Origin of the sequence: Silvimonas soli, from assembly GCF_030035605.1 — a bacterium.
Lineage (GTDB): Bacteria > Pseudomonadota > Gammaproteobacteria > Burkholderiales > Chitinibacteraceae > Silvimonas > Silvimonas soli.
The window spans coordinates 4,269,186-4,290,141 of the sequence record NZ_CP106736.1 but is presented as its reverse complement, the minus strand read 5'-3'; the positions used below and the strand labels follow the sequence as shown (position 1 = coordinate 4,290,141).

The window sequence follows — 20,956 nt, the reverse complement described above, 5'->3', positions numbered from 1 at the left end:
TCAAAAAAAAATTTTCCCGCAAATTTTGACAAATGAAGAAAGAAAATTCAGCCGACGCCAGTATCCGCGCTGCCGTTCAAATGCACGCTCCCTTCCCCCGTTCAACTGCCCTTTCCACCCGTTTGCGAATAAAAAAATGGCGAACCTTTTATGGCTCGCCATCGTGGTCAGGAGTCGTCTTTTGCGTCATCCATCATCAATCAGGAGACCAAGCCTTACGCCACAACTCCAGGTTATCGCCCTTCAGCATCCATTTGTCATGCACCGCATTGCGTAATTCCATGCCGCGCTGGCGAGTTGCAGACAGGTCGTCCAGGTGCATGCGAATGGCGTCAATCCAGTCTTTGTGACGATTGCGCACTCGGGTTACCGGCAAGTCAACCCGGTACGGCTCAATATCGGTACATACAACTGGAAAGCCGCAAGCACCGTACTCCAGCAAGCGCAGGTTGCTTTTGCTCTCATTAAACTGATTGTGCTCTAGCGGTGCCAGCGCCAGATCCAGTTGCAGACTAGCCAGTTTGGCCGGATACCCTTCAATCGGTACACCTTCGTGCAACTCTTTGATATAAGGGCGCAATTTTGGAGGGCACATACCAAAAAACACCCAATCCACCTCGTTGGCCAACTCCCGAACCACGCCTTCGATCAGCTCCAGGTCGCCAGTGTGGCTGATGCCACCCGCCCAACCCACGCGTGGACGGGCATGCTCAGTCTGAATCAGGGGCAAATTACCCCACCAAGACTCTGGCAGATAGTTATGTACTACATGGAAATTGTCGTGCAGATCGGCATATTGCTCAGCCAGTCGTTCCGTAGACACGACGAATCGGTCCACGTGAGCCACTGCCCGGCGTAATGACTTCAATACGTCCTTGGGCATATGGTCACGGTGGGCGCTTTTTAGCGGAATATTAGGCAGATAGTCGTCAAGCTCATAGATGCAATAAGCACCGGAAAGCCGCTTGGCCCGAGCCATGAACTCAATTTGTTCAGCAGTGATCTGCCGCTGGAATATCAATACGTCGGGCTTGAAACGCTCCTGGTCAATCACTCCAAGTAGCTCGAACGAAATCGCACCACTCAATTTTTGAGCGTCTTTAAGCGCCTGGAATGGCTGAATCATCCGGTAATGGCCACACCCCATCTGGTCCGCCGGGTGAGTAAGCACCCGCAGCGGTGGTTTCCAGGAAATCGGCTGGAACGAAACCAGTCGGCGATTTTCAATCTCGAAACCGTTGCCATGCAGCATCAGGTTGCGGTTGTAATACGGGTCCGTCGCCAGTTGCGGTAGCCATTTACCGAACATGGCCTCTTGCTCGCCCGCAAAGCGCTTCCTCTTGGCCTCCTGGGCCGCTGGATCCACTCGGGTCTGACTGACACTACCTTCGTGCAGCACCGTGGCGAACGGAGTCCAGACGATCAGATAACCAGCTTGGCGTACCTTCAAACACAGGTCGACATCGTTGTAAGACACTTTGAAATCTTGCTCATCCATACCCCCAAGTTCGCGGTAAATGGACTTTCGGATAATCAAACAAGCGGCGGTAACAACCGAATAATTCTGGATCACCTGCAAGCGGTTCATGTAACCGCGTTCATCTCTAGGCAGCCCAATGAACGGGTGATCCGCCGGGCCACGCAGCCCCAACACCACCCCGGCATGCTGAATCTTGCCGTCTGGATAAAGCAAGCGCGCGCCAACGGCACCAACTTCTGGCCGTTGGGCATGCCTGACCAGTTCTTCCAGCCAGTTTTCCTGAATGATTGCGGTGTCATTGTTCAGCAACACCACATATTCACCGTGGGCCTGTTCCACCGCGTAATTGTTGATTGCAGAAAAATTGAATGGGTGTGGATATCTGATCACTCGAATGCGCGGATTACCCGGTTTTTCCAGCCCGTCCAGGTAATTGACTGCATCCAGCTCAGTAGTATTGTTATCAACGATCAGTAATTCGAACTGGGCGTAGCGGGTACGTTCCAGCACGCTTTCCACGCACCGGGACAGCATTGCAAACTGATCTTTGGTGGGGACGATAATACTCACCAGTGGTGTGGTGGCATGCTGATACTGGACATTCAAGGTGCCGGGAATCAAACCCTCCGACAGCGTGGCCGGGCAATTGATACGGGCAAGATGATTGCGCACCGCACGGGCAAATGCCCCCGCCCGTCCGTGATCATCCAGCGACCTCCATGGCAATTGCGCCAGATGGCAGCCGATAGTTGGCACGTGGCCAATGGCCTTTTCACCAAATTGCTCATATAGACGTAACAGCAGGTCGATTTGCTCTGCACCGGGTTCTAGCGGGCCCGCAGCCAGGACTGCTTTCAACGCTCCGTGCCGCACCAACAACATGCCATCCGCATAAGGCATGGCCCGCATCAAATCAGGACTGAAATCCGGCTTGAAGCGAGGCATGTCTGGAGTGCCTTGATCGCCTATCCAGTCGTCGTCCCAATAAATGACTTGCCATTGCGGGTTATCTGCGGCCTGCAACAGACCCAACAGCAAACCATCCAGGGTCAAGCGGTCGCCCACTTCTACCAGGCCGACCCAATCCGCCTGCACCTGAGCAACGTCAGCCATCGCAGCAACATAGCCGTCGGCGCTCTGAAACCAGGCGACACCGCTATTGGGCTCGGGATCAACGAGCGGCGACACGATAGCAGCTTGTTTGCCCTTGAAATACTGTTGGCCCAGCGTGGTCAGCGTTTCTGAAACACCGGGCATGTTGCCCATGCGGTCAATAAGATAAAAACGCGCGATCTGCGGCGGCAGTTGATCGACACGGGTGTCGATCATGCGGGCTTCAGGCAGACTGAGACTGCGCTGTTGCAGCCAGTCTTCATAAACACTTATGACCGGCCCGGCTTGAGCCACTTTTTCCAAGTGTGAGTTTGCAATCTCAGTTGGCGCGTTAGCTCCGACCTTGACCGCGTCTTTGTATATCGGCTTTACCGGAACGCCCGGCAGCTGGCCGGTTTCCAACCCCACCGACTTGGCGACCAACGGCATCAACCGTTCAAAGACATGAGCGAGAGTGCCGTCAAGTTGCCCGGTCTCCTCCTCGAAATCTTCTTGCCTGATCCCGAGCCGGCGAAGCGCTCCAAAAAGAGCCCCTCGCGCCCAGTACATGCTGCCGGCAATAAAGTCATAATCAAAATTTTGAGGATCAACCCCGATACGTTTGGCCCATTGGCGCATTCCCGGGAGATTCTCCCTGTGTGCGCCCGAAATTTTGTACGCATTGAGCATGGTGCCGGACACTGAGAGCATCCCGCCCGTTGGATGAGTATCAAACCAGGCCAATACCTGTCCAATGCCATCTGCAGGCAGCAATCCTGCCAGCAGTTGCGTGCGCCAAGCCTCCCCCACCCAGTCCAGAAGGTGGGCTGACTTTTTGCTGTGAATTTTGAGCACAAGGTCAAAATCTTCCAGCTTCTCGTGTTCCAGTAACTTGAATAGCGGAGCAATATCCCGCCCCCGATTCGTGACCGGGTAAACACGGGCGTTGGGGAACTGCGGTTTGATCAGTTTGACTACCGTTTGCAACAGCTCTTCGGGTGTCGTGACGATCAGATCGAAGGCGTGGTCGATAGTCGAGAGAGCGCGCGCAAATTCAGGCCACAGATCCGGATAAAACAGATGGACAACCACTGCCAGACGCCGCGTGGAGCCCATATCTTTCACAGATATCGTTTGTTGCTCGATAGCCCGCCCCAATGGCTCCAGTGATCTCACCGCCGGGTCTTGCGGGTTAAGGCGCTTAGCCCAGTCCAGCAATACCTTGGCCAGCGGCAACGCACCCGCATTGGCATGCAATACGCACAAACTGCAGATGGTATTGATATGGAACGGATTCTGGCTAAGGATGGCTTCAAATGCCTGCTGCGCAGATTTCGCATCTCCGGCATCCATCGAGGCAATGCCTTGGACAATCAGCTGATTTTGCCATTGCAGCTTGGGCTCCAGTTCTTTCAGTTGAAGTTTGCCGCACGGCATGGCGCGCAATAGCAGATCAATTTCTTCCAGCAATGCAAAAAATTCTGCGTTGTAAAACGGCATTTCAACAAACTGTTTGATTTCAAAAAACCAATCAGGTCGTGGTGTAATGGTTCGCCATTCGGAACGGAATATTTCCTGCACGGTTAGCGATTTGTTGCTGCCCAGGCACAATGCCAATACCGCCGCAGCCTTCTTGGTCATGATCCGGGCATCGTAAAAAGAAACCGTTGGTTCCAGTTTACGGTAAATATTGGCCATGAAATCAAAGAAAGCTTCTTTCTGTGGTCCGTCGAAGCGTGGATCGGTCAATGCCTGGTAAAGATCAGTCTGATGATCCGAGACCGGATAGTTCAGCTCGCGTACGACAAATGGAATTGGCAAAATGCGGGCTTTCCCGCGAGCCAACTTATATAACGCCTCTCCAAACTCGTTGTATTCCCATCGGATATCGTCGGGAATCAAATCAAACCAGTCTTTGAATACCGTGGATCTTGCAATTGCATAAAATGGAGGAATGAAATTATCCATAAAAGACATAATGCGGTCTTCACTAGCCCCAGCATAGTCTTCGACCACTTTACGGTCACGCAAGAAGTAATGCACCCGTTCGCCATCAGCCAGGTACATCAGGCAGTACCCATGGCACAGCGCGTAATCAGGGTTGGCTTGCAGGAAATCCAGGCCTTGGACCAGCCCACCCTCAAGGGTGAAATCGTCGTCGGTGACAAATGCCATATACGGTGTGGTGACCAGATTGGTTCCGCGCCGGATTTTTAGCATGATCTGACTGTAGTCACAGTCACCGCAGTGCTGGTAGCTCGTGCGCTCGTTCCCGTATTGCTCCACCGCCCAGATATTGGATTCCGCCGACGAATCCATAATCAACAAGGTGCAGGGCATGGCTGAGTAATAGCGAATCGCCCGCGCCAGAAACTGGGGGCGATTATGCGTCAGCAAAACCAGGGTTAACAGTTGGCCAAATTGGTTCATTCAATTTCCAGTGTGCAAATCAGGCAATGCGCTTCAGATAGCCTTCCGGCGCAACGGTAATCAGTAATTTGTTTTCAATGGCATGATCAATTTCAAATCCGGGGTTATCTTTTAACCACTGATGCACCGCGGTTTTAGGATTATCACCAACGCCCCAAGGCCGATCGGGGAAAGCATCGGCCGGCATGTCTTCCACCACAGTATCGAATACCACACAATAACTGCCCGGTGTAACCAGCGGCGCGTAGGCTTGCAGCTCAGCCAGGACGTGCGCGTGGGTATGATTGGAGTCAAGGCAAACCAGCACGCGCTGGTAACCGCTGGCTTTGGCATGCACCTGGGCAATGATTTCGGGATCAATTGACGAGCCCTGAATCATTTCAATTTTATGGGCCAGCGGGTGCGCCTCAATGGCTGCGCGGTTGTGTTCTCTGATATCAATATCCAGACCCAGCACGCGCCGTTTGCTGGCCCGTGGGTCCAGCACCGTGCCCTGCTCCACAGCTTCGCAATAATCCAGCAAGGCCAGCATGGATGCGCTCATGATTAAAGAGCCGCCGTGGGCGATGCCGGTTTCAATAACCAGATCTGGCTTTAATGCCCAGATGAGTTCCTGCATGGCCACCATATCTTGCGGCAGCTGAATGATCGGGCGACCAAGAGATTTGAAATTGTAGGTGTACTTATGTACCGCGGTCTGGATAACAAAATCCAGGCCCATTTGCTTAAGCGCTGCGTCATTCCCCTGAGCCGCGATATCCCGAACTCGTTCTGCCTCAAATCTGGCGTGCATGTCGTCTGTCATGAAAACCTCAATCATTCAATCCCGCAACGCGGGTATTTATGGGTAAAGCACAGTGAAGGGCCTGAATTCAATCCGCAACAACTTTGCTGTCTATCACGGTTTGCACAACATCAAGTCCTCGCTTCAATTCTGTCCGGTGGTATCCACCGTTGGCATATCACGCATCTTGAGTACCCGCGCCGGATTGCCAACCATCACCGCGCCAGCCGGCACATCTCTGGTCACCACGGCACCAGCTCCGATGACCGCCCAATTGCCTATTTTTAGTCGAGGCAATATTGTTGCCCCCGCACCGACAAAAACCCCGCAACCTATTTCAACACAGCCACATACCGACACACCGGGTGCAATGAACGAAGATTCACCCACCTGCGTTTCATGACCAATCAGTGCGCCAATGTGCATGCAAACGTTATCGGAGAGCTTGACGCCTGCTTGCACAATCACGCCCTCGCGCAAGTAGATTCCCGTCCCCAGTTCAACCATCAGCAGGTCAACGGCTGGGTGGATCAGATTGCTCATGGCAAAACCGGCTGCGCGCATGACCCGGGACGTCTCATGCCGGGTAACACAGTCGCCCGAAATCAGGTTCACAAAGTTGTATTCGGCCGGATCAAACTGCGGCAATACATCAAAACCGCCAAAAATCGGCAGTCCGTAAAAGTCTTTACCCTTTTTGGCCGGGTCATTGTCGATATAGCCGACAAAATCGACTGGGGAATGCTCCCTTACCCGTTGCAGCATACGCGGTGATTCGGGGTTATTGGCACCCAGCAGCAAGACTTTCTTCACCGAGCCTCCTGCCCCAGGACGCTCAACAGGCAAGCCGCCACCCGTTTGATCTGGTCCGGAGTCAGGTCGTGATAGCTGGGCAAATTGATGGCACGCGTGGGCAGATCAAAGCTATTGCGGTTATCTGGCACCGGGGTAAAGGGTGGCGTGCTGGATAAGGGGCTAAAAAATACGCGCGCATCAATCTGCTGCCGCTGAAAAGCGGCTTGCAGTTGTTCGCGGGTCACGCCGCTCGCAACATCAAACACCGCCGTCGGCATCCAGTATCCATTGCGGGTTCCTGCAGGCTCCGGATTCAAACTGATCTGTGGATATGGTGCCAGCGCAGCTTGATACTGCTGAAATACTTCGCGCTTGCGCGCCACCAGTTCTTCAATGCGTTCAAGCTGACCGCACCCGATGGCCGCCTGAATATTGGACATTTTGTATTTAAAACCCACTTCTGATGGCCAGAACTGGCGGGTCTCGCCCCGTTTGCGCCCGTGATTACTCAAGGTGAGGACACGCTCATACAGTTGGGCGTCGTTGGTGACAAAGATGCCACCTTCGCCGGTAGTCATGGTTTTGGTGCCATGAAACGAGAAAACACCAAACCGCCCAACCGAACCCGCACGGTGCCCGTGATAGATCGAGCCGATGGCTTCTGCGGCATCTTCAATCAGCACCAGGCCATGCTTGTCGGCAATGGCTGCCAGTGCGTCCAGATCACACAGATTGCCGTAGATATGGGTTGCCACAATCGCCCGCGTTTTTGGCGTAATGGCAGACTCTACCTTGTCCGGATCAAGGCACCATGATTGGGCCAGCACGTCGACAAATACCGGCGTGGCCCCCACGTGCACGATGGGTGCGACGGTTGCAATCCAGTTAGTGTCCGCCAGAATGACTTCATCACCAGCGCCGATGTCCAGCGCCACCAGCGCCATATGCATGGCCCCCGTGCAACTGGAGGTGGCAATGGCGTATGTGGAGCCATTCCAGGCTGCAAAATCACGCTCGAACCGGTTGATGTAGTCGTAGCAACGCGCACCCCAGCCGTTGGCTGCGGCGTCTGTGGCGTAGCCAACCTCAAGCTCGGTAATCGATGGTTTGGTATAGAGAATGCGCTCTTGCGGTTCTGACTGACTCATAGGATTTCCACCTCGGGTACCGCGACGACAAACTGTCCGCCCCACTCGCGGATTTGTGCCAGCTGCTGCATGACTTCATGCTTCAGGTTCCACGGCAATATCAGGACAAAATCGGGCCGTGCGTCCAGCAATGCCTGCGGGGTGATTACCGGAATATGACTACCGGGCAGGTATTTACCCTGTTTGGATGGCGCGGCATCCGCCACTTGCGGCAACAACAATCCGTCTACACCAGCGTAGTTCAACAGCGTGTTACCTTTCGCTGCGGCACCGTAGCCAATCACCGTTTTGCCAGCGCGCTTTTGTTCCAGCAAAAATGCTTGCAAGCCCAACCGGACCGCATCAGCGCGCGCTTGAAAATCATGATAAACAGCTGACTGGTCGAGCCCGGCGGCTTTCTCACCGGCAATAATGGCGGCAACGCTGGCCTGTTCCAGCTGCGCGGCATTCTGCCTGCAGGCGTAAACCCGCAAGCTACCGCCATGTGTGGGCAGATTTTCAACGTCGTACACCCGCAACCCTGCCTGCTGCAAGATTGGCTGTACCGCAAGCAACGACAAATATGAAAAATGCTCGTGGTAAATGGTGTCGAACTGGGTTTGCGCAATCAGATTGAGTAAATGTGGAAACTCAAACGTGACGGTTCCCTCTGGTGCGAGCAATATCTCGATGCCCGCGACAAAGTCGTTAATGTCCGGCACATGGGCCAGCACATTGTTGGCTGCAACCAAGTCAGCGGCACCGTGGCGTTCGCGCAGGGTTTTGGCCGATGCTGCCCCCAAAAAGACTTCTTCTATCTGCAGCCCTTTCGCTCTGGCCGCCTGCGCGGTGCTGTACGTGGGTTCTATCCCAAGGCAGCGGATGCCGCGCTGGGCGACGTATTGCAGCAGATAGCCATCGTTGGCCGCTACCTCCACCACAAATGAAGCGGAATCCAGCGCGAGTCGCTGTGTGATCATCGCAACGTACGATTGAGCGTGCGCCAGCCAGGTAGAAGACGTTGAAGAAAAATAAGCGTATTGGGCATCGAAGAGTGCGTCATGACGGGCGAAGTCTTCGGTTTGCACCAACCAGCATTGCTCGCATACCTTCACTCGCAAGGGGTAGCGGGTTTCGGGTGTAGACAGATCAGTGGCAAGCCGATAGGCGTTGGATGGCGGGGCGAATCCGAGATTAACAAAATCGAGTTGTAGCGGGCTCTGACAATGACGGCACTTCATACCTGGATTCCAATGAAATCATCCGGCAAAAGCGGATGTTGCTGATCACGAGCCGAAACCTGGGTGGCCGGCAATGGCCAGTTAATGCCAACGCGCGGGTCATCGAAGCGGATACCCCCTTCCACCGCAGGCTCATAAAAAGCGGTGTGCATATATAGGAGTTGCACCTCATCCGTGAGCGTTTGAAAGCCGTGAGCACAGCCCTGGGGCAGTAAAAGCGCCTTGCCATTATCTGCAGAAAGTTCGATGCCTTGCCATTGCAGGAATGTGGGGGAGTCTCGCCGCAAATCCAAAACAATATCGAATATCCGGCCAGACAAGCAGCGCACAATTTTTATTTCCGCCGCAGGCGCGCGCTGAAAATGCAAGCCGCGGATGCTGCCTTGCTCCCGGGTGTACGAATGGTTGACCTGGCAGATAGTCGAATCACCCAGCAGTTCAGCCAGCTCCCGCTGGCAAAACCAGCGCGCAAAGCTGCCACGGTCATCGCCGCGACGTTCTGTTTCCAGGACCGCTACTCCTGCAATCGGCAAATGCGCTATTTGCATTAGCGAGTCCAGCTCAGACCGTGGGTCATTGCATCGTTCAAATATTGCTGTAGCTGCGCTTCCGATCGCAATTCACCCTGTAACCACGCCTGGTACCATTGGCTAGTCTGCGCCAGCGCCTGCTGCAAACGCCAGACCGGTTTCCATGCCAGTTCTGCCCTGATGCGAGAGGAATCAAGCCGCAATGCACTTGTTTCATGCGCCATGGCGCCTACTTGCTGCCAAGAAACGGCGGGCCAGTCCGCTCGCAATACATCCAGCACCTGTGCGACAGAGGCACTATCTTCGTCCGCCGGCCCCACGTTCCAGGCTCGGGCAACGCTGTGCTCGTCTTGCAACAGCTTCTGGCCAATCAGCAAATAGGCAGAGAGCGATTCCAACACATGTTGCCACGGTCGAATTGCCAGCGGATTACGCACTTCAACCGCCTTCTGCGCCGCAGTCGCCCGTACCACGTCAGGGATCAAGCGATCTGCCGCCCAGTCGCCACCGCCGATAACATTACCGGCACGTGCCGTGGCAATCAGCAATGGCGATGCGCCAAAGGCAGATCTGTCGGCAAAACTTTGGCGATAAGAGGCGGCGACCAGTTCCGTAGCCGCTTTGGAGGCGCTATATGGATCATGACCACCCAGCGCGTCAGACTCGCGGTAGCCCCAGCACCACTCCTGATTTTCGTAACATTTATCGGTGGTGATCACCACCACAGCCTTCACCGACGGCAGCCCCCGGCAAGCTTCCAGTAGATTGGCAGTGCCCATTACATTGGTCTGCCAAGTGGTCAGAGGATCGCGATACGAGGCCAGAACCAGCGGCTGCGCCGCCAGGTGAAACACGATTTCTGGCGCAAACTCTTTTAGTGCTGCCCGGAGCGTTTCGGCATCGCGAATATCGGCCAGCGTTGAAGCAATCGGCAAATCGAGTTGGGACCAATGTGCACTCTGTTCGTCCTCAGGTGGCAATGCGTAGCCATGCACCTGCGCCCCGAGCTTGTGCAGCCACAAAGCCAGCCAGGAACCTTTGAAACCAGTGTGCCCGGTCAGGAAAACCCGACGGCCATGATAGATATTGCTGAACAATTGATTAGCCCCAGACTTTCCAGGGGGCATTGCCCTGGTCCCACATGTGGTTAAGCTGGATTTTATCGCGCAGGGTATCCATGCATTTCCAGAAGCCGTGATGACGGTACGCCATCAACTTGCCTTGAGCCGCCAATTGTTCCAGCGGTGCCCGTTCAAAAATGGTGGAATCACCCTCTTTAATGAAATCAAAGACCTCTGGCCGACAGGCCATGAAACCACCATTGATCCAGCCCAGATCACCCGGCGGTTTCTCATGGAACTCACGAATCAGACCTGCATCATCATCGTCGACAATGCCGAAGCGCGCCTCTGGCTGAACCGTGGTCATGGTGACCAGGGTATTGGCCGAAGCCTGATGTTGCGTCACCAATGAAGCAATATCGACGTTTGACACGCCGTCCCCGTAAGTCAGCAGAAAATCCTCCTGCCCCACGTAGTCTTTGGCGCGCAAGATGCGTCCGCCCGTTTGCGTGTCCAGCCCGGTTTCCAGCAGCGTAACTTTCCACGGTTCAGATTGATTGCGGTGAACCTCAATCTGGTTATTGGAAAGATCAATCGTGACGTCGCCCTGGTAAAGGAAGTAATTGGCAAAAAATTCTTTGATATGGTTGCCTTTGTAACCCAGCAAAATCACAAATTCATTGAAGCCGTAGGCCGAATAAATTTTCATGATGTGCCAAAGAATTGGTCGGCCGCCAATTTCAACCATCGGTTTGGGGCGAAGATCTGTTTCCTCGCCCAAACGCGTACCTAGACCACCTGCCAGGATAACAACCTTCACGCCACACCCCTCAATTGCGTTTTACCCATCAATGCCTATATCGAACCAATCAGGACTGTTTTAACAATGCTTCCAATATCGAATTGGTGCGAGCCATCGCCGCCTCAAACACGCCACTTGCTGTCGTAAAAACTACGCCGCGCGCGCTGTCTTGCTGTCCTGCTGCCCAGTTAGAGACGACCGCGATGGTGGCGTACTCGACACCCGCCTCCCTGGCTAGTGCGGCTTCCGGCATGGCGGTCATGCCTACGATATCACCGCCGTCGCGCTGGATGCGGCGGATTTCTGCGGCGGTTTCCAGACGTGGGCCTTGGGTACAGGCATAGACACCGCCATCGACGATATCTACGCCCACTTGCCTTGCCGCGGCCAGTACGGTTGCTCGTAAATCTGCACTGTAGGGCTCGGTAAAATCAATGTGGGTAACCGGATGCAGGCCGCCCTCGTACATTGTCTGTTTGCGCCCCCACGTGTAATCAATGATCTGGTCCGGCAAAGTCAGCACACCTGGCCCCATATCGGCGCGAATTCCGCCAACTGAAGCGATGGCCACAATCTGGGTGACTTTTTGATCGGCCAGCGCCCAGATATTGGCGCGGTAGTTGATCAGGTGCGGCGGGATGGTATGGCCGTAGCCGTGACGGGCAATGAATACCACTGGTTTACCACCCACTTCGCCAAATGTCAGCGGGCCAGACGGGTCACCATAAGGTGTGCGCACGACTTGCCGGCGCGTAACTTCCAGATTGGCCAGCTGGCCAGCGCCAGTTCCGCCGATGATGGCGAGCATGAGGTGTTCTCCTGCGGGCTGACGCAAGCGCCAATCCCGGACTCGTTATTGATGGATCAATAAAATCAGCAGCAGCCAGCGCGTGTAACCAGAACATCTTAAAAAAGAAAAAGGGACGACACCAGCCGTGTAGTCCCTTATTTCTCAAAATCTCACAAATATTGCAGCAGGTGTCGCCAAATCACCGAGCAAGCTCACCGCTGGCAATACGCTCCTTCAGATACGAGGTAAACTCCTCGCCCACTTCTTCGTGCTTCAGACCCAGCTCAAAGGTCGCTTTCAAAAAGCCGAACTTGGAGCCGCAGTCATAGCGTTTGCCTTTGAGCGTGTGCGCCAACACGTGCTGCTCTTGCATGAGCGCAAAAATGCCATCGGTGAGCTGGATTTCGCCGCCCTTGCCTGGCTGCACGCTTTGCAGATGATGGAAGATGCGCGGTGTCAGCACATAACGCCCGACCACGGCCAGATTGGAAGGCGCTTCAGCAGGCTTGGGTTTTTCTACGATGCTGTTGATTTTCAGGCGGCCACTTTGCGGCTCACCCACCTCAACAATGCCGTAAGAACCGGTATCTTCATGCGGGACTTCTTCCACGCCCAGTACAGAGCAATGGGTGTCGTCGAACAGGTCCACCATCAATTTGAGTTCTGAAGTACGGCCATCGATCAAGTCATCTGCCAGGATGACGGCAAAGGGCTCATCACCTACCGCTGGCTTGGCGCATAACACGGCGTGGCCCAGACCCAGCGCTTCTGGCTGGCGGATATACACGCAGGTAACACCCTTGGGCAGGATGCCTTGCACAATATCCAGCAGCTTCTGTTTGTTCTTCGCTGCCAGTTCGCTTTCCAGCTCATAGGCTTTATCAAAGTGGTCTTCGATCGAGCGCTTGTTACGCCCGGTGATGAAGATCATTTCGGTAATGCCAGCGGCCAGCGCTTCTTCCACGGCGTACTGGATAAGCGGCTTGTCGACAATGGACATCATTTCTTTAGGGCTGGCCTTGGTGGCCGGCAAAAAGCGTGTCCCCATCCCCGCGACCGGAAAAACTGCCTTACGAATTTTTTGCATACCGAATCCTCTGGTTTGATTGGCTGATTCCAGCAATCCCAATCGCAGTGCGGCCCCCATGACTTGATCAGCTTGACGCTGATGCAACTCGTCGGGCCACTGGGATACCGCGGAACGACCAAGGCCGAGCGAATCGGCAAGGCGGGTCTGGGATCCAAACAAGCGAATGGCTTCTGATTTGTGCATAGCATCAATGTTCAGACAATTAAACACCAAAGTCAACCAGCGAATTCTGATAGACGATGTTTAATTTTATAAACATCATGATTCCATAGGAAAAGGGCCGATATTGATGTCAGCCCTTTTCTTGTCAACCAGACACCAGCCTCCGACTGCTACGTCGTCAGTGCTGCCTGCAGCTGCGCTTCATCCCATACCGGCACGCCCAGCTCCTGGGCCTTGGTCAGCTTGGAACCCGCCTCTTCGCCCGCCACAACCACATCCGTCTTTTTAGAGACGCTGCCGCTCACCTTGCCACCCGCCGCTTCAATCAGTGCCTTGGCCTCATCGCGAGACAGCGTGGGCAAGGTGCCGGTTAGCACAAACGTTTTGCCGGTAAACACACCTTGCGTGGCCTCGCTTGCTTGCGGGAGAGCGTCCAGCAATCTGGCCTGGAACTGATCCAGTTGCTGCAATTGTTCGCGTCGATCTGGCTGACCCAGCCAAGTCAGCACAGCGCTTGCAACATCCGTCGGCAATCCAACCAGGGCCGTTTCATTGGCTTGGGCCAGACCCGCCAATGTCGGGAATTGCCCGGCGAGTTGTTTGGCTCGCACCGGCGTCAGTCTGGGGATATTCAATGCGGCATACAGCGTTGCGACATCAAGTTTTTCTCTCAGCTCAGCACTCGGGGCGCGCTCACCCTGCGGCTCGACACCTGCGCTCAGCAGATCATCCAGCGCCTGCTGGTTTTTGGGCTCGGCAAAGAAATCGGCAATGGAATCGGCCACGGTGCCACCAATATCCGGCAACACTCGCAGAACAGCGGCGGGAGCATGACGCACCCACTGCAGTCGCCCCAGCCAATCCGCCAGCGTCTTGGCGGTGGACTCACCCACGTGGCGGATACCCAGCGCGAACAGCATGCGTGCCAGTGGCGGCTTCTTGCTGGCTTCAATGGCCTCCAGCAGGTTCTCTGCCCATTTGGTGGCGACTTTGCCCTGCTGGACCGTTTCCGGTGTAAGGCCGTCGCGCTCATCGGCGCGGCGCTTCATCTCCAGAAAATCATCCAGCGTCAGTCGATACAGGTCGGCCACGCCGTGCACGTAATCCAGTTCCACCAGGTTATCGATATAGCGACCACCCAGGCCATCAATATCCATGGCGCGACGCCCGGCAAAGTGCCAGATCGCCTCTTTGCGCTGAGCCGAGCAGAACAAGCCACCCGAACAGCGAGCGATAGCCTCGCCTTCTTCGCGCACCACGTGCGAGCCACATACCGGGCAGGTTTTGGGGAGCTGATACGCCGGTTCGCGCGGGACTTGCTGCGCAGAAAATAGATCGCCACCGGTCTGTTCGATCATTGGCCGACGCTCCAGCACCACGCCGACCACTTCCGGAATCACATCGCCAGCACGCCGCACGATAACCGTGTCACCGATACGTACATCTTTGCGGCGGACCTCATCTTCGTTGTGCAAGGTGGCATTGGTCACGGTAACGCCGCCGACAAACACCGGCTGCAAGCGCGCGACCGGCGTGATCGCTCCAGTGCGTCCGACTTGCACATCAATGGCTTCCACCAGCGTCAGCGCTTCCTGCGCCGGAAACTTGTGGGCGATGGCCCAGCGCGGCGCACGCGAGACGAAGCCAAGTTCTTCTTGCTGCGCAAAAGAATCAACCTTGTAGACGACGCCATCAATCTCATACGGCAAAGACGGGCGTTTATCACCAATGCGATGGTAATAACCCAACAGGCCATCGGACCCGACAACCCGGTCTCGCTCTTTGCAAATGGGCAATCCCAAGGTGGCAAACCAATCCATCACGGCCGACTGGCTGGCCGGAGGCGTTACCCCTTCGCAGGTGGCGATACCGTAGGCAAAAAACGCCAGTCGTCTTGAAGCGGTGATGCGCGAATCAAGCTGACGCAAAGAGCCCGCAGCCGCATTGCGCGGATTGGCAAAGACCTTGAGTCCTTTGGCGGTCTGCTCATCGTTAAGACGTTCAAAGTCTTTCTTGAACATCAGCACCTCACCGCGCACTTCCAGCACAGCGGGAATGTTTTCGCCATGTAAACGCAACGGAATGGCATTGATGGTGCGTACGTTCCGCGTAACGTCTTCGCCTGTCGCACCATCGCCGCGCGTGGCGGCCTGAACCAGGACGCCATCCTGATAGGTCAGCGACATGGCCAAACCATCAAACTTGGGGCCGACGTCATAGGTTGCCGCCGCGATCCCCAAGCCTTCACGCACGCGGCGGTCGAACGCTTCGACCTCTTCGTCCTCAAATGCATTGTTCAAAGACAGCATTGGCACGCGATGGATTACGCTATTGAACGAGGGCAGCGCGGCGCCGCCAACCCGCTGCGTGGGTGAATCTGCGGTGAGCAAGTCTGGATGTGCGGCTTCAAGCGCCTGCAGCTCACGAAAAATGCGGTCGTACTCGGCATCGGGCACACTCGGCGCATCAAGCACGTAGTATTCGTGGCCGTATTGATGCAAAAGGCGGCGCAGTTGCGCCGCCTGTTCTATCAGGTCTGTCATGATTTTCGGTCCATCAGAGGGCCAGAACGGGAGCTTGACCAGTGGCCCTGTTCCCGTTCTATCGGTTCAATCAATCATCAGATATTAGCTAACTTGCCAGACTATCAAGCAAACAAACGCAATGCCGTGGCCGAGCCGGGCTCAATGCCACGCTCATCCATACGGGCATAAATTTGCGCCAGTTGCTGATGAATGCTGGTCAGACTGGCGGTGGTCAGCGGCTTGCCGTTGTCATCTACCAGTGTGGCGCCAAGTTGCGAGCACAGATGCAGTGCGAACTGACACACATATTCAAAAACTGACAACCCACCGGCCGCACGCGGCACGTCAAACAGCAAGGTAATACCTTCGGATGTCATACCAAATGGCGTTTGGTCGTGGTTGGTCAGCGAGAACAAGGCTTTGCCAGTTTCGCTGCGATACTGGAAAGTGCCATCCGGCGCTTTGATCAGCCCGGCATGTTCAGCCAGCACGCGCACTTTCTCCATCGGCAACGGATTGCCGCTGGCCATCACATTCAGGCCAATCAGTACGTCAACCGAAGCGCAGAACTCATCCAGGTTTGCTGCTGCAGCCAACTTGGCCGAGCGTTGCGGGAAGGTAACCGAAGCATCGTGCTCATCTGCAAACTGCTGTACCGCCATGCAAAAGCCGTTGAGCTGTTCTTGTGTCAGCGCACCCTGCCGGTCAACCAGTTGCAGGCCAATGCGCAATTCACTGAACGCATTGCCGTTGCTGCCGTAAACCGCTTGCCACTGGCCGGCTTCATTCAGGCCAATCACCCGCACGCGTTTGGCGCCAGGAAACGGTGGAATCTCGCCTGCCGGGATATCTACGCCGGTGTGGACTTCAGCGATGAAATCGAGCGATGGGTCCAGTAAACCGATTTCCGACTCATCGTCGACGTCTACCATCGGGGCGGTAGCGGCAAAAGCAGGCTGTGTGTTGCGCGGCGAAACCGGCTCGGCAACGGGCGCGGTTGGTGCATAAGACGGTGCGGCGTAATCAGGCTCGTCGTCATAGACCTCTTCGACGGTATGCCCTGCCAGTACGGGTTCTTCGCGCACGCCGGCCGTCGCAATTGAAGGCGCAGCCAAGGCTGGCTCCAGGCGCTGCTGATCACCTTTGCGCACCAGATTCTGCGGGGTGTCCAGCAGCACGTCAGGCTGGCTGCGGGCAAAGGCTTTGGCGGCCTGTTTGCGGTAGCGGTGCTCTTGCCACCAGTTGAATGCGTAGACGGCAGCGACGATAGCGCCACCGGCAATCAGTGAACCAAGTTGCAAATCGGTCATGATCAAGGCTGTTGTCGTTATCCCTTGAGCCGTATCACGACTCAAGCGGTGATTCATCAAGAGCTGCTCACAAAACCATGCGTGTCAAATCATCTGACCACGGCCACACCGGGGTGCGGCCTGGCACCAGTTTTGTCAGTAGCCCTAAGCGGTTACAGCTTCACGCATGGACAGTGCGGTTTCGATATCTACCGCCACCACGCGTGAAACCCCTTGTTCTTGCATTGTCACACCCACCAGCTGCCCGGCCATCTCCATGGTCAGCCGGTTGTGACTGATATAGAGGAACTGGGTGCGTTCGGCCATCTTTTTCACCAACTCGCAAAAACGCAGCGTATTGGCATCATCCAGCGGCGCATCAACTTCATCCAGCAGGCAGAAAGGCGCCGGGTTAAGCCGGAACAGCGAGAATACCAGACTTAACGCGGTCAGTGCTTTCTCGCCACCTGACAATAAATGGATCGTACTGTTCTTTTTACCGGGCGGTTGCGCGAGGATGGTCAGCCCGGCGTCAAGAATTTCGTCACCGGTGAGCATCAATTCGGCATGCCCCCCACCAAACAGCAAGGGGAACAATTCTTGCAGATTGGCGTTCACCGTATCGTACGTACTCTGCAGCAGGGCACGGGTTTCCCGATCAATGCGGCGAATGGCGTTTTCCAGCGTTTCTACCGCTGCAGCCAGGTCGCCGGCTTGCGCATCCAGATAACTTTGCCGTTCACGTGCATTGTTTAACTCTTCAAGCGCGGCCAGGTTGACCGAGCCGAGCGATCCCAGCGCTTGCGTCAGGCGTCCGATCTCGGCGACCAGGCTGGAAATTTTGACGCCAGCGCCAATTTTCTCCCGCAAGACTTGTTCGTCCGCGCCAGCAGCTTGCAGTTCCTCGGTAAAGCGTTCGAGCGCCAGACGAGACTCTTGCTCCTTGAGTCTTGCAGCGTTAACCGCTTCACGCGCTGGCTCCATGCCTGCCTCGATGCGTTGTTTCTCCGCCTCGCGGTCACGCATTTGCTGGGCAAAGCCGTTGAGCGCATCGCGGGTAGCCGCCAATGCGCGTTCTTTTTCTCCGCGCAGATTGATCGCATCCTGAAAACCCACGTCAAAATCGCCTTCGTGGATGCTTTCCAGCTCAAGGGTCAGCGTTTCCAGCCGCTCTGTCACCAGATCGCGTCGATGTGTCAGGTCTTCGTCGCGGCGCGCCATTTCAGACAATCTTGTTTCCGCGGCCTGCACTGCAAAACGGCTTTCCTGCGCCAATCGCTCCACTTGCCGCAGGCGACTGCGCTGCAAGTCACAGGCCGATTCGGCCTCAGTACGCGCCAGCTTTTGCGCTTCCAGTTCTTCCTGCAAAGGCTCCAGTGCTTCCTCGGCGTTCAAGCGCGAGGTTTCAGTTTCCTGAGCCGCATAGATTTCTTCTTCCAGCTGCAGAGTGACGGTTTCCAGTTCTTCCTGCCACTGCGCAGCCTGGCGGACACGTTGTGCGTTGGCTTCTTCCAGACGGGCGCTCTGACGGGCGATTTCGGCGCTCTGATTTTGCAACTGGGCCAAAGCGTTGCGGCGCTGGCGCATGCCTTGTTCCAACGCCGTCAGTTCGTTCTGCACACGCTCGTGCTCTTGTACCGATTGCTGCCATAGCGGTTCCAGTTCATCCGCCCGCACCAGCGCTTGTTCCAGCGCTTGGCGCTGTGCCACCAGGTTGGCGACCACACCTTGCGCCGCGTGATATTGCAAGGACTGCCGATCTCCGCTGTGCCCTTGCGGGGTAATCAGCAAGCCACCAGCCGGCAGTTGTTCGCGCCACAGCAGCCAGTCTGCCGGAGTCTGGACACACCAGACCTGGGCGAGCATGTCGCCCAATGCGCGCTGCAGATTGGGATCGTTGCACTGGATGTGATCCAGCAAACGAGGCAACGCTAGTTGCGTGGTCGGGGCAGCCGCAACTGTCGCCTGCAACAACGCCACGGCAGCGGGCGGGATCGAATCCGGCAACTGCGTCACTGCTCGGGCCTGCATGCGCTGGCCCAAAGCAGCTTCGACGGCTTTTTCCCAGCCTGGGGTAATCCGCAGACCTTCATACAGACGCGGCAGGCTTTGCAAATCGTTGGCCGATAGCCATTGCGCCAGGGCTTTGTCATCCACCGGCGCGGGCATGCTTTGCAATGCCCGGATTTGTGCCTGGGTTTCGGTGCGTGCTCGCGTTTCTTGCTCGCGCGCAGCGGTGGCTTCAGACAAGCTAATGCGCAGTTCTTCCTGCGCAGCCTCTTCATCCGCCAAAGCCAGTTGTTCGTTCTCAACGCTAAGCGTGGATTCTTCCAGCGCCAGGCGCAGCGCTTCCAGTTGCGTATCGTCGCCGTCAGCACTCAAGCGCGACAAATCCAGTTGCAGACGATCACGCCGGTTTTTCAGCGTTTCGCACGTACGCACATGGTGCTGGGTTTGCTGCTGCGTCAATTGCAGGGTATTGCGTGCCTGGGCCAATTGATCACGTGTTTGCTGGAAGCGCTCATCCACCTCTTTCAAGGCTTGTTCCAGTTCGGGCAGGCGCTGGGTTTCGTCGTCCAGCGACATTGCCGTTTCTTCGGCGGTGAGCGCGGCAGCTTCTTGGCGTTGCAGCCAGTCGTCGCGCTCGGCCATGCTTTGGCGGCTGTTCTGGTCAATACGCGCCAGCTCCGCCTTGGCCGCTTCCAGATCGGCGCTCAGGCGCTCGCGATTCTGGCGCAAATGCAGCAGTTGTTGCTCCAGCCGCGCCACAGTGGCGTTGGCGTCATACAACTCGCCTTGCGCTGCGTGAACGGCATCGCTGGCGGTGAAGTGGGTTTCGCGCAGTTCTTCCAGCGCGGCTTCCAAAGCCCGCAACTCGGCCAATTTGGCTTCGAGGGTGTTTTGCGCGGTTTCGATGTCGCGGCGGGTGTTTTCAACATCTCGCGCTGCATCCAGCTTGCGTTGCAATGCCAGCAGGTTCTGCTTTTCGGTGATCGCGTCTTTCAGGTTGTTGTATTGGGCGGCGATTTCGGCCTGGGATTCGAGCTTGCTGATCTGGCCGGTGAGTTCCAGCCGGATATCATCAACCCGGTCCAGATTGTCTTTGGTATCCGCCAGGCGCGCTTCAGTCTCGCGGCGGCGTTCTTTGTATTTGGAAACGCCAGCGGCTTCTTCCAGAAAATGGCGTAATTCTTCAGGGCGCGCTTCAATGATGCGCGAGATCATGCCTTGTTCGATGATCGCGTAACCGCCCTTGCCTACCCCGGTGCCAAGGAACAAGTCGGTGATGTCGCGTCGGCGTACCGGCAACTGATTAATGTAGTAGGAAGAATCGCCTTGGCGGGTCAGCAGGCGCTTGATCGAGATTTCGGCGTACTGACTCCACTGCCCGGCAGCCAGTCCGGCACTGTTGTCGAACACCAGTTCCACCGAAGCGCGGCCCACGGGTTTGCGCGAGCCCGAACCATTGAAGATGACATCCTGCATGGATTCGCCACGCAGTTGCTTGGCCGATGACTCGCCCAATACCCAGCGCACGGCATCAATCACATTGGATTTGCCGCAACCGTTCGGGCCGCAAACGGCGACCAGTTGCCCTGCGACATGAATAGTCGACGGATCAACAAACGATTTAAAGCCAGCCAGCTTGATGTGGGTAAGACGCACTGAGAAGGTCGCTAGCGGTTGCGAAAGGGGCGATTGTAGCGCAATGCGGGTGGCCGGTTGCAGCAAGGCGTGGCAATGGCGCCACACCTTGC

At 55.9% G+C, this 20,956-nt stretch carries 13 protein-coding genes; all 13 read right to left on the bottom strand.

Annotated features, from left to right (window positions below):
• Nucleotides 1-196: 196 nt before the first annotated feature.
• Complete coding sequence (locus N7220_RS19665; RefSeq protein ID WP_283149232.1) at nucleotides 197-5,002, bottom strand: TIGR00180 family glycosyltransferase; 4,806 nt, start codon at nucleotides 5,000-5,002, stop codon at nucleotides 197-199.
• 19 nt (nucleotides 5,003-5,021) lie between these two features.
• Nucleotides 5,022-5,807 carry a cephalosporin hydroxylase family protein gene (locus N7220_RS19660; RefSeq protein ID WP_283149231.1) on the bottom strand — a complete coding sequence of 262 codons (786 nt, stop codon included), beginning with the start codon at nucleotides 5,805-5,807 and terminating at the stop codon, nucleotides 5,022-5,024.
• 123 nt (nucleotides 5,808-5,930) lie between these two features.
• Complete coding sequence (locus tag N7220_RS19655) at nucleotides 5,931-6,599, bottom strand: NeuD/PglB/VioB family sugar acetyltransferase (RefSeq protein WP_283149230.1); 669 nt, start codon at nucleotides 6,597-6,599, stop codon at nucleotides 5,931-5,933.
• On the bottom strand, nucleotides 6,596-7,729 hold the full coding sequence (locus N7220_RS19650; protein ID WP_283149229.1) for a DegT/DnrJ/EryC1/StrS family aminotransferase: 1,134 nt from the start codon (nucleotides 7,727-7,729) through the stop codon (nucleotides 6,596-6,598). The genes N7220_RS19655 and N7220_RS19650 overlap by 4 nt, the downstream gene beginning before the upstream one ends.
• Nucleotides 7,726-8,949, bottom strand: coding sequence for a class I SAM-dependent methyltransferase (locus N7220_RS19645; protein WP_283149228.1), 1,224 nt, complete (start codon nucleotides 8,947-8,949; stop codon nucleotides 7,726-7,728). The genes N7220_RS19650 and N7220_RS19645 overlap by 4 nt, the downstream gene beginning before the upstream one ends.
• Nucleotides 8,946-9,497 carry a dTDP-4-dehydrorhamnose 3,5-epimerase gene (gene rfbC, locus N7220_RS19640; protein WP_283149227.1) on the bottom strand — a complete coding sequence of 184 codons (552 nt, stop codon included), beginning with the start codon at nucleotides 9,495-9,497 and terminating at the stop codon, nucleotides 8,946-8,948. Before rfbC ends, N7220_RS19645 begins: the two co-directional genes overlap by 4 nt.
• Nucleotides 9,497-10,576, bottom strand: coding sequence for a CDP-glucose 4,6-dehydratase (rfbG, locus tag N7220_RS19635; protein ID WP_283149226.1), 1,080 nt, complete (start codon nucleotides 10,574-10,576; stop codon nucleotides 9,497-9,499). Before rfbG ends, rfbC begins: the two co-directional genes overlap by 1 nt.
• A 4-nt stretch (nucleotides 10,577-10,580) precedes the next feature.
• Nucleotides 10,581-11,360, bottom strand: a complete 780-nt coding sequence (rfbF, locus tag N7220_RS19630) for a glucose-1-phosphate cytidylyltransferase (RefSeq protein ID WP_283149225.1) — start codon at nucleotides 11,358-11,360, stop codon at nucleotides 10,581-10,583.
• A gap of 49 nt (nucleotides 11,361-11,409) precedes the next feature.
• Nucleotides 11,410-12,150 carry an S-methyl-5'-thioinosine phosphorylase gene (locus tag N7220_RS19625; protein WP_283149224.1) on the bottom strand — a complete coding sequence of 247 codons (741 nt, stop codon included), beginning with the start codon at nucleotides 12,148-12,150 and terminating at the stop codon, nucleotides 11,410-11,412.
• A gap of 181 nt (nucleotides 12,151-12,331) precedes the next feature.
• Complete coding sequence (galU, locus tag N7220_RS19620) at nucleotides 12,332-13,219, bottom strand: UTP--glucose-1-phosphate uridylyltransferase GalU (RefSeq protein WP_283149223.1); 888 nt, start codon at nucleotides 13,217-13,219, stop codon at nucleotides 12,332-12,334.
• Nucleotides 13,220-13,554: 335 nt separating this feature from the next.
• Nucleotides 13,555-15,927: an NAD-dependent DNA ligase LigA gene (ligA, locus tag N7220_RS19615; protein ID WP_283149222.1), complete on the bottom strand. Its 2,373-nt coding sequence runs from the start codon at nucleotides 15,925-15,927 to the stop codon at nucleotides 13,555-13,557.
• A 104-nt stretch (nucleotides 15,928-16,031) separates the two neighbouring features.
• Nucleotides 16,032-17,276: a cell division protein ZipA C-terminal FtsZ-binding domain-containing protein gene (locus N7220_RS19610; RefSeq protein ID WP_283149221.1), complete on the bottom strand. Its 1,245-nt coding sequence runs from the start codon at nucleotides 17,274-17,276 to the stop codon at nucleotides 16,032-16,034.
• An 87-nt stretch (nucleotides 17,277-17,363) separates the two neighbouring features.
• Nucleotides 17,364-20,864 (bottom strand): chromosome segregation protein SMC, encoded by a 3,501-nt coding sequence (smc, locus tag N7220_RS19605; protein ID WP_283149220.1) that lies wholly within the window; start codon nucleotides 20,862-20,864, stop codon nucleotides 17,364-17,366.
• Nucleotides 20,865-20,956 lie beyond the last annotated feature (92 nt).

Excerpts from the sequence above, each read along its gene's own strand:
- N7220_RS19665 (WP_283149232.1), bottom strand. The coding sequence starts at position 5,002 with ATGAACCAATTTGGCCAACTGTTAACCCTGGTTTTGCTGACGCATAAT.
- N7220_RS19650 (WP_283149229.1), bottom strand. The coding sequence starts at position 7,729 with ATGAGTCAGTCAGAACCGCAAGAGCGCATTCTCTATACCAAACCATCG.
- ligA (WP_283149222.1), bottom strand. The coding sequence starts at position 15,927 with ATGACAGACCTGATAGAACAGGCGGCGCAACTGCGCCGCCTTTTGCAT.
- N7220_RS19660 (WP_283149231.1), bottom strand. The coding sequence starts at position 5,807 with ATGACAGACGACATGCACGCCAGATTTGAGGCAGAACGAGTTCGGGAT.
- N7220_RS19645 (WP_283149228.1), bottom strand. The coding sequence starts at position 8,949 with ATGAAGTGCCGTCATTGTCAGAGCCCGCTACAACTCGATTTTGTTAAT.
- N7220_RS19625 (WP_283149224.1), bottom strand. The coding sequence starts at position 12,150 with ATGCTCGCCATCATCGGCGGAACTGGCGCTGGCCAGCTGGCCAATCTG.
- rfbC (WP_283149227.1), bottom strand. The coding sequence starts at position 9,497 with ATGCAAATAGCGCATTTGCCGATTGCAGGAGTAGCGGTCCTGGAAACA.
- galU (WP_283149223.1), bottom strand. The coding sequence starts at position 13,219 with ATGCAAAAAATTCGTAAGGCAGTTTTTCCGGTCGCGGGGATGGGGACA.
- N7220_RS19610 (WP_283149221.1), bottom strand. The coding sequence starts at position 17,276 with ATGAATCACCGCTTGAGTCGTGATACGGCTCAAGGGATAACGACAACA.